This is a genomic window from Lacinutrix chionoecetis (assembly GCF_053604665.1).
Window position 1 is genome coordinate 1 of sequence record NZ_JBSHNQ010000081.1, and the last position, 14,534, is coordinate 14,534.

At 32.6% G+C, this 14,534-nt stretch carries 15 protein-coding genes; 10 read left to right on the top strand and 5 right to left on the bottom strand.

Translation table 11 applies throughout. The annotated features are described in order from the left end of the window. Positions 1-203 precede the first annotated feature (203 nt). Positions 204-2,126 (bottom strand): T9SS type A sorting domain-containing protein, encoded by a 1,923-nt coding sequence (locus ACVC43_RS08480; RefSeq protein ID WP_452224077.1) that lies wholly within the window; start codon positions 2,124-2,126, stop codon positions 204-206. A gap of 177 nt (positions 2,127-2,303) precedes the next feature. Continuing rightward, positions 2,304-2,885, bottom strand: a complete 582-nt coding sequence (locus ACVC43_RS08485) for an NUDIX hydrolase (RefSeq protein ID WP_452224078.1) — start codon at positions 2,883-2,885, stop codon at positions 2,304-2,306. Between the two features lie 130 nt (positions 2,886-3,015). On the opposite strand from ACVC43_RS08485, the gene pyrE reads away from it, so the two are divergent. Beyond that, the gene (gene pyrE / locus ACVC43_RS08490; protein WP_452224079.1) at positions 3,016-3,660 is read left to right on the top strand and encodes an orotate phosphoribosyltransferase; all 645 of its coding nucleotides are present in this window, start codon (positions 3,016-3,018) and stop codon (positions 3,658-3,660) included. 68 nt (positions 3,661-3,728) lie between these two features. After that, positions 3,729-4,124, top strand: a complete 396-nt coding sequence (locus ACVC43_RS08495; protein WP_452224080.1) for an SRPBCC family protein — start codon at positions 3,729-3,731, stop codon at positions 4,122-4,124. On the opposite strand, the gene ACVC43_RS08500 is transcribed toward ACVC43_RS08495, so the two are convergent. Then, positions 4,121-4,852, bottom strand: coding sequence for a biotin--[acetyl-CoA-carboxylase] ligase (locus ACVC43_RS08500; RefSeq protein ID WP_452224081.1), 732 nt, complete (start codon positions 4,850-4,852; stop codon positions 4,121-4,123). The two genes, ACVC43_RS08495 and ACVC43_RS08500, sit on opposite strands and share 4 nt — an antisense overlap. A 106-nt stretch (positions 4,853-4,958) precedes the next feature. Here ACVC43_RS08500 and rsfS point away from each other — a divergent pair, with 106 nt between their 5' ends. The 6 genes from rsfS to ACVC43_RS08530 all read left to right on the top strand — a co-directional run bounded on the left by rsfS (position 4,959) and on the right by ACVC43_RS08530 (position 9,728). After that, positions 4,959-5,330: a ribosome silencing factor gene (gene rsfS, locus ACVC43_RS08505; RefSeq protein ID WP_452224082.1), complete on the top strand. Its 372-nt coding sequence runs from the start codon at positions 4,959-4,961 to the stop codon at positions 5,328-5,330. A gap of 9 nt (positions 5,331-5,339) precedes the next feature. After that, positions 5,340-7,277 carry an ATP-dependent zinc metalloprotease FtsH gene (gene ftsH / locus ACVC43_RS08510; protein WP_452224083.1) on the top strand — a complete coding sequence of 646 codons (1,938 nt, stop codon included), beginning with the start codon at positions 5,340-5,342 and terminating at the stop codon, positions 7,275-7,277. Positions 7,278-7,389: 112 nt separating this feature from the next. Further along, positions 7,390-7,995, top strand: a complete 606-nt coding sequence (locus ACVC43_RS08515) for an LUD domain-containing protein (protein ID WP_452224084.1) — start codon at positions 7,390-7,392, stop codon at positions 7,993-7,995. Between the two features lie 3 nt (positions 7,996-7,998). Next, positions 7,999-8,820, top strand: coding sequence for a phosphatidate cytidylyltransferase (locus ACVC43_RS08520; protein WP_452224085.1), 822 nt, complete (start codon positions 7,999-8,001; stop codon positions 8,818-8,820). Beyond that, the gene (locus tag ACVC43_RS08525; RefSeq protein ID WP_452224086.1) at positions 8,810-9,460 is read left to right on the top strand and encodes a phosphatidylserine decarboxylase family protein; all 651 of its coding nucleotides are present in this window, start codon (positions 8,810-8,812) and stop codon (positions 9,458-9,460) included. The genes ACVC43_RS08520 and ACVC43_RS08525 overlap by 11 nt, the downstream gene beginning before the upstream one ends. A gap of 1 nt (position 9,461) precedes the next feature. Next, positions 9,462-9,728 carry an acyl-CoA-binding protein gene (locus ACVC43_RS08530; RefSeq protein ID WP_452224087.1) on the top strand — a complete coding sequence of 89 codons (267 nt, stop codon included), beginning with the start codon at positions 9,462-9,464 and terminating at the stop codon, positions 9,726-9,728. 32 nt (positions 9,729-9,760) lie between these two features. On the opposite strand, the gene pafA is transcribed toward ACVC43_RS08530, so the two are convergent. Continuing rightward, positions 9,761-11,425 (bottom strand): alkaline phosphatase PafA, encoded by a 1,665-nt coding sequence (gene pafA, locus ACVC43_RS08535; protein WP_452224088.1) that lies wholly within the window; start codon positions 11,423-11,425, stop codon positions 9,761-9,763. Positions 11,426-11,535: 110 nt separating this feature from the next. On the opposite strand from pafA, the gene ACVC43_RS08540 reads away from it, so the two are divergent. After that, positions 11,536-12,273: an MlaE family ABC transporter permease gene (locus tag ACVC43_RS08540; protein WP_452224089.1), complete on the top strand. Its 738-nt coding sequence runs from the start codon at positions 11,536-11,538 to the stop codon at positions 12,271-12,273. Continuing rightward, the gene (locus ACVC43_RS08545) at positions 12,273-13,040 is read left to right on the top strand and encodes an ABC transporter ATP-binding protein (protein WP_452224090.1); all 768 of its coding nucleotides are present in this window, start codon (positions 12,273-12,275) and stop codon (positions 13,038-13,040) included. The genes ACVC43_RS08540 and ACVC43_RS08545 overlap by 1 nt, the downstream gene beginning before the upstream one ends. Here the strand turns inward: ACVC43_RS08545 and ACVC43_RS08550 are convergent. Next, positions 13,037-14,533, bottom strand: coding sequence for a DUF389 domain-containing protein (locus ACVC43_RS08550; protein ID WP_452224091.1), 1,497 nt, complete (start codon positions 14,531-14,533; stop codon positions 13,037-13,039). The genes ACVC43_RS08545 and ACVC43_RS08550 overlap by 4 nt on opposite strands. Position 14,534: the final 1 nt, after the last annotated feature.

The window sequence follows — 14,534 nt, forward strand, 5'->3', positions numbered from 1 at the left end:
TGACCTGATTCTATTTCTCCAACAACTTGAAGCTTAAAAGAAATTGAATAATCTTTTTGGGTACGCTTTACATACCCAGTGTTTTCTGATGGTTTCATTACACTAATGTTTTAGTGTATCGCTATTTCAGGACGGGACAATGTGTAAATAAAAAAAACCGTTGCAAATGCAACGGTTTTTTTTGTGTTAAAAAGAATTTCAAATTAATTATTAACTTGAATTTTCTTACTAAATGTTCTAAAGTTAGATTTAAACGTTAGTATGTATAATCCGTTAGAAAGATTAGAAACATCTACTTTAGTTTTACCTAATGTAGAATTATCAAAACTACCTTTTAATACATGTCTTCCGTTAAGGTCAATCATATTATAATTCATAACCTCTGCATCTAATAACAGTAATTCAACGTTTAAGTTATTTACAGCTGGATTAGGATATAATTTAATATCAACATTATTATCTGTGCTTGGTATTGCCTTGTATGTATCTACAGCCGCAACTTCTATAACATTGTCAACTTCTGGCTCATCATTAGAACTTGTCACCTGCGTTTTAATAGGCTGTGAAGATTTTTGGTCTGGTCCTCCCGGAATTACTTCCACAGCAACACCAACTTCCTCTAAAGAAGCACATATATTATTTGCTGCAATAGTGTTTTCTACATCTGTAGCAGTTGTTTGTCCTAATTGAATAGAATTTAAATCTAAAGTTTCATCATCAAACACTAACACATGCACTCTAAATATCCCTAACGAAGTAAAATCGAAAGAAGATCCTGTAGTAGTCCATTCTAAAATTTCTAATTCACCAGTTACATTGGCTTCAGATATTAAGTAAGCAATTTCGTATCCTGTTGGAATTGTTGAATCACCATTTAAAGTTATGTTAACAACAACAGGATCAACACCGTTATAAATTAATATCTGCTGATCTAAAGTTATAGAGCCTGAGGCAGCCAAACAAGGATCTACAGTGTCTGTTAACGTAAACGTAATTGTTTCTTGATCGCATAACGTATTATTACAATAGTTACCAGTATATAAAGAAGTTTTAACTTCAAAAGTGCCTGTGCCTAAATACCATGCTCCGTTTCCTGCAGGGAAAGTATATGGTATATAGTTTTCTATAATAGAATATTCTTCGTTAGTATCTAAATTTTCAACTTCAAATCTTACACTTTCAGATTGTCCATTAACAATTGCATCTATATAAAAGTTAGATGGAAGTGAGTTAATATCATAAGACCCACCATCTACAATAGTTGTTGGAGTATCTGATCCGTTAGAAAATTGCAATTCTGCGATATCGCCACAGTTTTGTTCGTAAATTGTAAAGGTGTAACAAATGTGATCACATTTTGTACCTGCACAATTATCGTATTTAAAGATTTCAGAATAAAACTGGAAAGTTCCTGTTCCTAAGTTCCACGCTGCGTTTCCGCTTGGGTAAGTATATGGTAATACATTTTCACCATTAGTATATACTTGCCCTGTGTTTAAGTTTTTTACTTTATTATATGCACTTTCTGTCATTCCAGAGACTAAAACATCTACATAGAAATTATATGGTAAAGTGGCAAGGTCATAACTACCACCATTAGTAATATTAACAGTGTTGGTTCCGTTAGAAAATGCAAGTCCGTCTATTTGACCACATGGAGGAGTATTTGTTAATGTAAAAGTTATATATTCTGTATCACAAGAATAACTTGCACAACTATTATATTTATATACTTTAGACTTAACTTGATAGGTTCCTGGACCATAATTCCAAGCACCATTACCTCCTGGAAATGTATAAGGCAAATAATTTTCTGTAATAGTAACATATTGACCTGTATTAACATTTTTAACCCTTATACTTGCGCTTTGAGTGTAACCACTAACAAGTACATTTACAAAGAAATTATTAGGTAAATCACCAATTGTGTATGTACCATTGTTGGTAATTGGTGTTGATGAATTTCCATTAGAAAATTCAAAGCCAGTAATATGTCCACAATAAGTATCTTCTGAAGATTCTGTTTCAATAGCAAAACCCTGCAACGAAAAGCATAATGCAAAGAGTATTAATAAGTTTCTCAACCTTAAGGCTTGAGGGGTTTGAATAGGTAGTTCTTTTTTCATGATTAATTAGTTTTTAATTAGTAATAACACCGAAAATTAAAAAAAACATTTGACTAGACTATAATATTTTAGCCGTATGACATGAATATCCTTTAAATGGTAAAAAAAACAAAATTCGCACTAGTGGTAAGAAAATTCTTTAAATTAATTAGACGCTTTTTTATACTAATAACACACTTAAATTAATCGGCTAATGTTTGCGTAAGAATTGGTTAATGCTTCCTCAGATTCCTTTTGGTTTAACCAAGCAACTTTGGTTATACCTTCAGCTTCTTGAGGATGTAATTTACCACTAAAATTAGTGGTCATTTTAAACCAATATGTAACTTTAATTTTTAACTTTTCGTTTCTTTTAAACAGGTGGTATGTAGTTTCCAAAGGCTCTACGATCTTTAATCCAAAAACCCCTGTCTCCTCTTCTACCTCTCTAAGAGCTGTCTCTTCAATAGACTCCTTTTTTTCTGCTTTACCTTTTGGTAAATCCCATTTATTATTACGGTAGATAAACAATATCTCTTCAACATTATTATACACCTTTCCTCCACCGGCTATAACATTGGGGAGTTTTTTTAGAAACTTTTTAAGCATTGTTTTTTCGTTGTGATGTATGAGCCTAACTGAATTGTATTTTTTTTTCTTCAATACACCAATAACCTGTTCTACATCTACATCTTTTAAAAGAAAATTTTTAAAGTCGGTTTCCTTTTCAACCTTGGTAGTTAAAATTATGGGTTTATCGTTTACAAAAATGTAATGCATATTAAAATAGGTATGGTAAAATAGTTAGCTGTGGTAAAAATATCATTTTTTATTTTAGATTTAATCACAAAAAATAATTTTAGATTAATAACAAAGCCTCTAAATTAAATTATTGTTTATTTTTGCAACTATGATTTTCGACAAACACATAGCCAGACAAACCGCCAAAGTATTACTTCAAATTAATGCTATTAAATTAAGTCCTAAAGAACCTTTTACATGGGCTTCTGGATGGAAATCTCCAATATATTGCGACAATCGTATTATACTCTCCTTTCCTCCAATTCGTAATTATATAAGAGAGGAAATGGCTAAGCATATAGAGCAACATTATGGAAAAATAGACGCCATTGCTGGTGTTGCCACTGGAGCCATTGGTATAGGCATGCTTGTGGCAGAATATATGGGGTTACCTTTTATTTATGTAAGACCCGAAGCTAAAGGACATGGTCGCCAAAACCAAATTGAAGGCTTTATAGAAAGCGGTCAAAATGTAGTTGTGGTGGAAGATCTTATAAGTACGGGAAAAAGCAGTTTAAATGCTGTTAAAGCATTAAAAGAAGCTAACGTAAATGTAAAGGGTATGGTTGCCATTTTTACCTATGGATTTGATATTGCAAAAGATAATTTTGAGAACCAGAATATACATTTGCAAACATTAAGTAATTACGAAAATCTACTTACTGAAGCTGCCGAAACAAACTACATTACTCAAGATCAATTAGAGACTTTATCTGCCTGGAACAAAAATCCGAGCCATTGGAACGCTTCTTGATACCAAACACCTTGTCGGTACGTTATGCGCCAACATTAACCTATTTAATAAATAATACAATTCTATAGATGAATTTAGAATCACAAAAAGTAGTACTTAATAAATCAGCTGAAGAAACTTTCAGTTTTTTAAGTGATGTTAAAAATTTTGAAAAATTAATGCCTGAAAACATTAGCAAATTTGAAATTCTTGACAACGATAAATTTCTATTTGCTTTAAAAGGCATGCCGGAAATTATATTAAAAAAGAAAGAAACCATACCAAACAGTAAAGTAGTTTTGGGAGCAGCAGGAGGCAAAATCGACTTTGCTTTAATTGCAAATATTGTGGAATTAGATAGTAAAAACACCGAAGTACAACTCCAATTTGATGGCGAATTTAATGCAATGATGGCAATGATGATAAAAGGTCCTATAAGCAAATTTATAGACACGCTTACTACAAACATGAAAACTGCGGTTTAATAAAGTAAAGTAATTTCGTTTAAAGAGAATTCTTCAAGAATGTTATCTTCTAATAAGACTAACAAATTACCATTTGTAGTAATTCCTCTAATAAAACCAGAAAACAAAAGACCTTCAGCATTTTTAAATGTTGAAGGTTTGTTTTTTCTAAAGAGTTTAGATTCATAATCGGCTTTTAAAGCTTCAAATGCACCAACTTCCATACGACTAAAATAAAATTTTAGATGTTTTAAAAAGGGTTGGAGAATACTGTCTAAATCAAAGGTTTTTCCGCAGATAAGCTTTAAGGAGCTGGCACTGTTTAGTAAACCGAATTCTGTTTGGTTTACATTTAGCCCTACTCCAATAATTGAAGAATTTAGTTTATTACGTTTCGTGACGTTTTCAATTAAAATACCGCCAAGCTTCTTGTCTGCTGACAAAATGTCGTTAGGCCACTTTACCTTTAATTGAGGTAAATTAAAAGACGTAAGAGTCTTATGTAGCGCCAAGGCTGTAACTATACTTAGATAAAACTGATTAGAAAACGTGAGCCCATTTAATCGCTTAAACACACTAAAAGTGAGGTTTTCGCCAGCATTAGATTGCCAAAGTTTACCCATTTGTCCTCGCCCTTGTGTTTGTTCTTTAGTAACAACAACAGTATAATCCTCAAGCGTATCTGCACTACTAATTTCTTTAAGAAAAGTATTTGTAGAATCGATGGCATCAAGTTTGATTATACGCATATAAATTGGTTATCTTCGTGCTTAAATTTTAAAAAATATCTTTATAGAAATTTTATGAGTATAAAGAACCAAAAAATAATAACTTTGCACAAATTAAATCTCATTAATGGTTAAAAAACAAGCAAATCCAGATGATCTAATAGCTACAATTATTAGTGGTATAGAAGATGTAAAAGGAGAAGAAATAAATATTCTGGACTTAAGAGACATTGAAAACACAGTTTGCGATTATTTTATTATCTGCGAAGGAAAATCAAGCACTCAAGTTAATGCTATTGTTGGAGCAGTACAGAAAAAAGTAAGTAAAGAACTAAAAGATAAGCCTTGGCATATTGAAGGAGAAGATAATGCAGAATGGGTTTTAATGGATTATGTAAACGTTGTTGTGCATGTGTTCCAAAAGCATATTCGCGAATATTACGATATCGAAAGTCTTTGGGGAGATGCTAAAACAACAATTATTGAATCTAAATTTTAAAAAAATTACATGGCAGAAAATAAAAAACCCGAAGCTCCAAAGAAACCAAAATTTAATCCCTACTGGATTTCTGGCGCGCTTTTAATTGCGTTAATCGCTTTTCAAGTTTTTGGCAGCAGTGGCGGCAACGACGATAAAAAAATAACACCTATTGAATTTTTTCAAATTCTTGAAGATGGAGAAGTAAACAGGTTCGATGTTATAAAAAATACGGGATATGTTAAAGTATACCTTACCGATGAAGCCAAAGAATTAGACAAGCACAAAAAATCTAAAAACACAGGCTTAAACTTTGGTACTGGCAAAATGCCAAATTATATTTTCCAGTATGGAGACTTAAGTAATTTTGAAGATAGATATACCCAAATTATTGCCGATAATAATTTAAGTACTACATATGATAATGATCGTGAAGAAAGTTTCTTTGGAGATTTATTACTTAGTCTGTTACCATTTGTGTTATTAATTGGTGTTTGGATATTTATTATGCGTCGTATGTCTGGTGGTGCTGGTGGAGGTGCTGGAGGACAGATTTTTAACATAGGAAAATCTAAAGCCAAACTATTCGACGAGAATACAAAGGTAAAAACATCATTTAAAGATGTTGCAGGTTTAGAAGGCGCAAAAGAAGAGGTGCAAGAAATTGTAGATTTTCTTAAAAACCCAGAAAAATACACCTCTTTAGGAGGTAAAATTCCAAAAGGAGCATTATTAGTTGGTCCTCCAGGTACAGGTAAAACATTACTCGCAAAAGCTGTTGCTGGCGAAGCTAAGGTGCCTTTTTTCTCCTTATCTGGATCAGATTTTGTAGAAATGTTTGTTGGTGTTGGAGCATCACGTGTTAGAGATTTATTTAAACAAGCCAAAGAGAAATCTCCTGCAATTATTTTTATTGACGAAATTGATGCCATTGGTAGAGCAAGAGGTAAAAATGCTATGTCTGGTAGTAACGATGAACGTGAGAATACGCTTAACCAGCTTCTAACCGAAATGGATGGTTTTGGCACTAATACCAACGTTATTGTTATAGCAGCAACTAACAGAGCAGACATATTAGATAAAGCCCTAATGCGTGCTGGTCGTTTTGATAGACAAATTTTTGTAGACCTGCCTAATTTAACAGAGCGTCGTGCTATTTTCGAAGTCCATTTAAGACCTCTAAAAAAAGCAGATAACTTAGATATTGAGTTTTTGGCAAAACAAACTCCAGGATTCTCTGGAGCAGATATTGCAAACATGTGTAATGAAGCCGCATTAATAGCCGCAAGAAAAGGGAAGAAAGCCGTTGAGAAACAGGATTTCTTAGATGCTGTAGATCGTATTATTGGCGGTTTAGAAAAAAGAAGTAACCTTTTCTCTGTCGAAGAAAAGAAAACCATTGCCTATCATGAAGCAGGACACGCAACAGTGAGTTGGTTCCTGGAACATGCAGATCCTTTGGTAAAAGTAACTATTGTACCTCGTGGACGATCGCTGGGAGCAGCCTGGTATTTACCTCAAGAAGCTTACATTACACGTACCAACAAATTTTTAGACGAAATTTGTGTAACTATGGGTGGACGTGCTGCCGAGAAGATAATTTTTAACGAAATTTCTACTGGAGCCTTAAGCGACTTAGAAAACGTAACTAAAAAGGCCAAGGCTATGGTTATGATTTATGGTTTAAATGAACGAGTTGGAAACATCACTTATTACGATCCCGCAGGTGAGAATGGCTTTGTAAAACCTTACAGTGAAAAAACTGCTGAAATGATTGATAATGAAATTAAAAACATTATCGAAACACAGTTTGAACGTGCCAAGGAAATTTTAGAATCTAAACGCGATGTGTTAGATATTTTAGCAAACAGACTTATTGAACGTGAAGTGATTTTTAAAGATGATCTTGAAGAGATCTTAGGAAAGCGCCCTTTTGATAATCATAAAGATGCTGATGAAGAAGAATAGGTAATTGCAATTACTAAAAAAATCTAAAAATCTCGAATTAACGCTATAGTTAGTTCGAGATTTTTTATATTTGAGAAATGCCTTATAGATTTCGGTTAATAGCTACACATGAATGAGCATCTTTAGAAACATTTTTCGTTCTAAATCCGACAAAGAGAAAAAGGAAATTAGCAACGATGACAGAGGTAAATACATGCCTCAAATAAAACTACCAATAGACGAAAGTTTTACTATAAACTTTAAAGCCAATGGTGGTAAGTTTTTGTATTGTGAAAATTTAGATGAAGTTTTTGAAAACATCAATAATATTTTAGAAGAAAATAATTGGAAAGACGAATCGGGATATTTTTACGATAAAAATTTGAAAGATAAATTTAAAACTTTAGATTTAAAACAAAGCAATTTAAAAGAGTCCACTTATTTTTTTACTACCTGCGAAAATTTAATAGCAGATGATGGTTCTTTACTTATTTCATCGCATCAAATAGCAGAGAAAAAGCTAAATGAGTTTCCTAATAATTTTATAGTATTTGCAACCACCAGTCAAATAGTTAAAAATATCGGTGAAGGATTACGCCAGATTAAACATAAAAATGCCCAAAAAATCCCAACGAACATAACCACCATAAAACACTTTAAAGACCTTGATGAAAAAGACTTTTTAACCTATGGTAGTGCTTCAAAAAACTTATATTTGCTGCTCTTAGAAGATTTATAATTAATGAAAGAAACAACTACTAGAGCGCTTTCTGGTTTACTTTACGTAACACTGCTTGTAGCATCGTTATTAAATCAACATGCATTAATTATTCTTTTTTATCTTTTTGGAATGGTTTGTATTGCAGAATTTAAAAAGCTCATTAACTTAAAAAGTTTTGCCCCATATATTGTATTTACTATTCTCTATTTTATTTTTGGTTATTGGCAGTTAGTGATGAAATCTTCAGTTGGGTTAGACGAGGCCACTCAAATCCTACAAGTCATCACTATTTTCGTACAATTGCTCTTAATAAAAGATTTATTCTCAGAGAAAGTTATTCCTCTTTTTAGTACGAAACGCTATATACTAACTACCTTTTATATATCAAGTTCCTTTGTTTTTCTAATTCTTATTGCAAGTCATGACGGAGAATTTGCTCCTAAAGTATTATTAGGCTCATTTATTATGGTTTGGGTTAACGATTCGTTTGCTTATCTGGTTGGTAAGAACTTTGGTAAACAAAAATTATTTTCAAGTATTTCGCCAAAGAAAACAGTGGAAGGTTTTCTTGGTGGCTTATTATTTTCATGTATTGCAAGTTACTTTATTGCTACTTATACAGAAACTTTAACTTTTAATAATTGGCTAATTTTAGCCGTTATTATTAGTGTAATTGGTACCATTGGCGATTTAATTGAATCTAAATTTAAGCGTCAGGCTAATGTTAAGGATAGTGGCGTGATTATGCCAGGTCATGGCGGTTTGTTAGACCGTTTGGATAGTATTATCTTTGCAGCTCCATTTATATATTTATTTTTAAGAATTTTACACTATGTTTCATAAAGAAGGTCATAAAATTATTGTTATAACGTTTATCGTTATCATTGCATCTTTTATTGTAGTGGATCGGTTTGTAGATTTTACATGGCTTAGGTATTTATTATTTGCAATTTTTGCTATTGTTTTATATTTAATTCTTCAGTTTTTTAGAAATCCTAAACGTAATTTATTTAGTAATGAGCATGCTGTGGTTTCCCCTGTAGATGGAAAAGTAGTGGTAATTGAAGAAGTTTTTGAACCTGAGTTTTTTAAAGAAAAACGCTTACAGGTTAGTGTCTTTATGTCTCCATTAAATGTGCATGTTACACGCTACCCTATTGCAGGAAAAATTGTTTACAGTAAATATCATCCTGGGAAATACTTAGTAGCTTGGCATCCTAAAGCAAGTGAGGAGAATGAACGCACAACAGTGGTTGTCGATAGTAAGAGTTACGGCAAAGTGTTGTATAGACAAATAGCTGGTGCATTAGCTAAACGTATTGTTAACTATGCTAAAGAAGGTGAAGATGTTTCCCAAGGTAGCGACTCTGGATTTATTAAATTTGGGTCGAGAGTAGATTTATATTTACCTTTAGATAGTAATATTAAAGTAAACTTAAACGATAAAGTAAGAGGTGGTGAAAGTATTATTGCCGAAATGTAAAATGACTTCTGAAGAAATAGATATTGCATTTAATGAAGCTGTAGAACGTATTAACGCTCATACAGAACCTTTTCCTGCTGATTTTTTATTACGCCTTTATGCGTATTACAAAAAAGCAACCAATAACTACGAGAGACCAAGTAGCCGCACTCCTATAATAAATGCCTTTAAAACGAATGCGCTGTTCCAAATTCAAGGTATCACAGAAGATGAAGCCAAAGAAACGTATATAGAGCTGGTTAAAAATTACTTCTTGTATAGAAAGTAATTCGTTAGTAAATTAAAATCTTTTTAGTTAAATTATTCAATTACAAAATCTAACACATCACCAGTTGCACCATTTGGAAAACTAATGCCCAACAACGCAGAAATTGTTGGTGCAATATCTGTTATTTTGGTTTTAGTAAGGGTGCTTCCTTTTTTAATACCCTTACCATAGAATAACAAGGGTACGTGCGTATCGAAATTTGAACCAGAACCATGTGTGGAACCTGTTTTACTATATGAAATAACAGCAGGATCTTTGACAATCAATACTTCTCCAGAATGCTTTTGGCTGTAACCTTTTTGTAACAAGGCCTCAATTCCAGTATTAAAATAGGATGATTGAATGGTATTAGCTGCGTAGGCTTTATCAATATGCTCGTAATTGATAATCTCATTAACAATTGCATTTTCAACATCAACAATATTAAGATTTAATTCATGTAAACGTTCCCGGTTTAAAAAAAGCTGATCGTTACTAATATTTTCAATAATATTAGATGCAGTAAATTCTTTTAATAAGAATGTATCTAAGCGTTTTCTAAAATCGTCGATATTAAAATAACCAGCTGGTATTTTTGCACTTTGCAAATATGCTGGTACTTCTACTGCTCCATGATCTGATGTTAAAAATACGGTGTATTCCCCAATGCCAACTTTAGCATCCAGAGCGTTGAATAATCGTTCTAAATCTTTATCTAATCTTATGTAGGTATCTTCAATTTCTTTAGAGTTTACTCCAAAATTATGTCCAACATAATCTGTACTCGAAAAACTAACCGTTAAAACATCTGTAATATTATCTTTTCCTAATGCTTCAGCATCTATGGCTGCAATAGCAAAATCGGCAACTATACTATTTCCATAAGGTGTTGCTTTTAAAATATCGAAACCAAAATTTTCATCTTTAAGTTTTGCTAAATCGTAAGGGAAAGTTGCTGTTTCTTTACCTTTAAAACCAGTTTCAAAAGTGTTTAAATCGGTGCCACTTTCAGTATAGGTAGCAATATCGTAAAGTGTATTCCACTCTTTTAAATAGCTTTCTGCCGTATTAGAATTATTGAATGCGTTTACCCAATCTGGCAGACTATTCATATAATAATTTGTAGTGATAAAATTGCCTTCATCTCGTCCTCTAAACCAATATGCCGCATTTGCACTGTGTCCTGCTGGTAAAATTGCGCCACGATCTTTTACAGAAATACCAATTGTTTTTCCTTTCATTTGGGTAAACAATCTATTTTCATCTCCAAAAGTGGTGGTTTTCATTCTATGTGGCGACATCCGTTCGGCCTCTGCATTACTTCCAACGGCCAAAGTGCTTGTATCACCAGCACAATATACTTGTTCTTTACTAAATTTATCGTACCAGTAATTTGCTATAATGCCATGTGTTTTTGGTGTTGTTCCTGTAAAAATTGAGGCATGGCCCGGACCAGTATAGGTTGGCACATAATTGTAATGATTATTTTTACAATTAAACCCATCATTTATTAGTCTTTTAAAACCATCATCACCATACTTATTGTAAAAACGTGTGAGATAATCGTAACGCATTTGGTCTACAACTATACCAACAACCAACTTTGGGTTAGCGCTTAAAGCCACCTCTTTAGTATTTAAAACTGACGAAGACTCATCATGCTGCGCTTTACAATTGAAAAGGAATAACATTAAAAATATACTTGATAGCAATCTCATTTTTTCTTATTTATATTTTCTTTTCAAAAATAATCTTTTTTAAACATCTTAATTTAAAATTATCGTTAAATACGTTGGAGATTTTATACTTTAGCTATTTAAATAATTGTATGCAGTATCTACATAATATTGGCACTTACTTTTTAATGATTATAGAGATGTTTCGTAAGCCTACGAAATGGTCTGTAATGCGGCATCTTATCTTAAAAGACATAGACGACCTAATAATTGGATCTTTAGGTATTGTCTGCTTTATTGGTTTCTTTGTTGGTGGTGTTGTAACGATTCAAACTGCTTTAAATATTGACAACCCATTAATTCCTAAAACTTTAGTTGGTTATGCCACAAGACAGTCTATAATACTGGAATTCGCACCAACCTTTATGTCTATAATTATGGCAGGTAAAGTAGGTTCATTTATAACCTCAAGCATTGGTACCATGCGTGTAACGGAACAAATTGATGCCTTAGAGGTAATGGGAATAAACTCGATTAACTATTTAGTATTTCCTAAATTAGTTGCTATGGCATTTTATCCTTTTGTAATTTCTATTGCAATGTTTTTAGGTATTATTGGTGGTTTAATAGCATGTATTTATGGTGGTTATTCTTCTGTAGACGATTTTATCACGGGAATGCAACAGGATTTTAATCCTTTCCACATGACTTATGCCTTTATTAAAACCTTTCTATTCGCATTCGTTTTAGCAACAGTTCCGTCGTTTCATGGCTACTACATGAAAGGTGGCGCACTGGAAGTTGGTGAGGCAAGTACAACCTCGTTTGTATGGACTAGTGTTATTATTATTCTTATAAACTATTTAGCAACCCAATTATTATTAAGCTAATGATAGAAGTTAAAAATTTACATAAGTCTTTTGGAGATGCACATATATTAAAGGGCATTAGCACCACTTTTGATAAAGGAAAAACCAACTTAATAATTGGACAAAGTGGTTCTGGTAAAACTGTTTTTTTAAAATGTTTATTAGGTTTGTTTAATTATGAAGAAGGCAGCATAGAATATGACGGTGAAATTTTTGCTAATTTAAGTGAAGATAAAAAGCGAGATATGCGCGCTAAAATAGGCATGGTTTTTCAAGGCAGTGCCTTATTCGATTCTCTAACTATTGAGGAAAACGTAATGTTTCCGTTACGTATGTTTACCAAGCTAAAAAGAGACGAAATGCGAGATCGTGCAGACCTTGTATTAAAACGGGTAAATCTGGCTGATGCACATAAAAAAATGCCGAGTGAAGCGTCTGGAGGTATGCAAAAACGTGTAGCAATTGCTCGAGCCATTGTTAACAATCCTAAATATCTATTTTGCGATGAACCTAACTCTGGTTTAGACCCTAAAACAGCCATAGTAATCGATAATTTAATTCAAGAAATTACCGAAGAGTACAATATTACTACAGTAATTAACTCTCACGATATGAACTCGGTAATGGAAATAGGCGAAAAAATTGTTTTTCTAAAAGATGGTTTAAAAGCGTGGGAAGGTAGTAAAGAGACTATTTTTAGAACAGATAACGAAGTAGTAACAGACTTTGTTTACTCTTCTAACTTATTCAAAAAAGTACGCGATACTATGTTAAAAGAGAACGGTTAATTTCTCTCTATATAAACGCTATCTACTTTTGTTTCGGTTTTTAACCAAGTGCTTAATTCTTGTTCTTTTTCTATAACTTCATCGTTACTTAAGCTCTTACTCCACTTTACACGTGCTACTGGCATGGTATCTATTCTTATAAAATCTTTCGATTCCAACATTTCAGCATAGCTAAAAAACTCTAAATCTTTAAACATAATCTTTGCATCTTTAGCCAGAGTTACAAAAGACACCGCACCTTTTATGTTTTTCTTTTTTTCTAATTCTAAATTAAGAGTATTAATGTTATTCTGAAGATCTTCTATTTCTAACTGAAGGCCTGTAATAATATTATCACGTCTATCTAAATCCTGATAAGCACGATCTAAAGATTCTGAAATTTTATCTATACTTCGCGATTTATTAGCATTAATAATTAATTCAAAATCCTTTATGTTTCCGTAATTGGTTCCTCTTTTTAATTCATTTTGAAGATCGGAAATTGTAGCATCTGCTATTTCTCCATTAAAAAACAAACTTATTTTTTTAGTTTCCACATCAAACTCTTCACGTTGAAGCCATAGGTTATCGTTAGCAATAATTTCGTTTTTAATAAAATTATCGTAATCCATTTCGTATTTACTTTGCTGTAAAACATCTACGAAGGTGTAAAATGCCGGAATCATAACTACTATAGCAATTAAAGACGCAAATCTTGCAATACGTTTACGCTTTGCCGAATTGGCATATTTAAGCATAGGAAAACGTAATATTTTTAAAACTAAAAATGTTGCTAAGGCTATAAAAATAGTATTTATGGTAAATAAATACATTGCACCTCTAAAATACACCCAATTTCCTTTTGCTAAACCATAGCCTGCAGTACATAAAGGCGGCATTAAGGCTGTTGCAATGGCGACACCAAAAATAACTGAAGCTATTGTTCCCTTTTTTGTACGGGCTATTATCAGTGCAAGACCACCAAAAAAAGCAATTAATACATCTCGAATATCCGGACTTACACGCCCTAAAAGTTCAGAAGTATCTTCGCTTAACGGAAAGAAATAGAAAAACAAAAATGCCGCTAATAAACTTAAAATAATCATTGTTGCCAAGTTTATTAACGAGCGCTTTAATGTATCTATATCGTTTATAGCAATAGCTAAACCTATGCCTAAAATTGGCCCCATTAATGGAGAAATTAACATGGCTCCAATAACAACTGCTGGAGAATTGGCATTTAAACCTACCGACGCCACAAAAATCGAGCAGATTAAAATCCATGCTGTTGCTCCTTTAAACGGAATATCGGCTTTAATGGCTTCAATAGTAGCATCACGATCTGTATCGTGCCTAAAATCTAACAAATCGTGAAAAAACTGCTTGACACTATCAAAAAAATTGATTGCCTCTTTTTTTACCGTTTCCTTAGACTGTTGTACAGCTTCGTCCTTCTTTGCAGCTTCCTCTTTTGCAGATTCTTCAGTGAAATTAAATTTATTTTCGTCACTCATA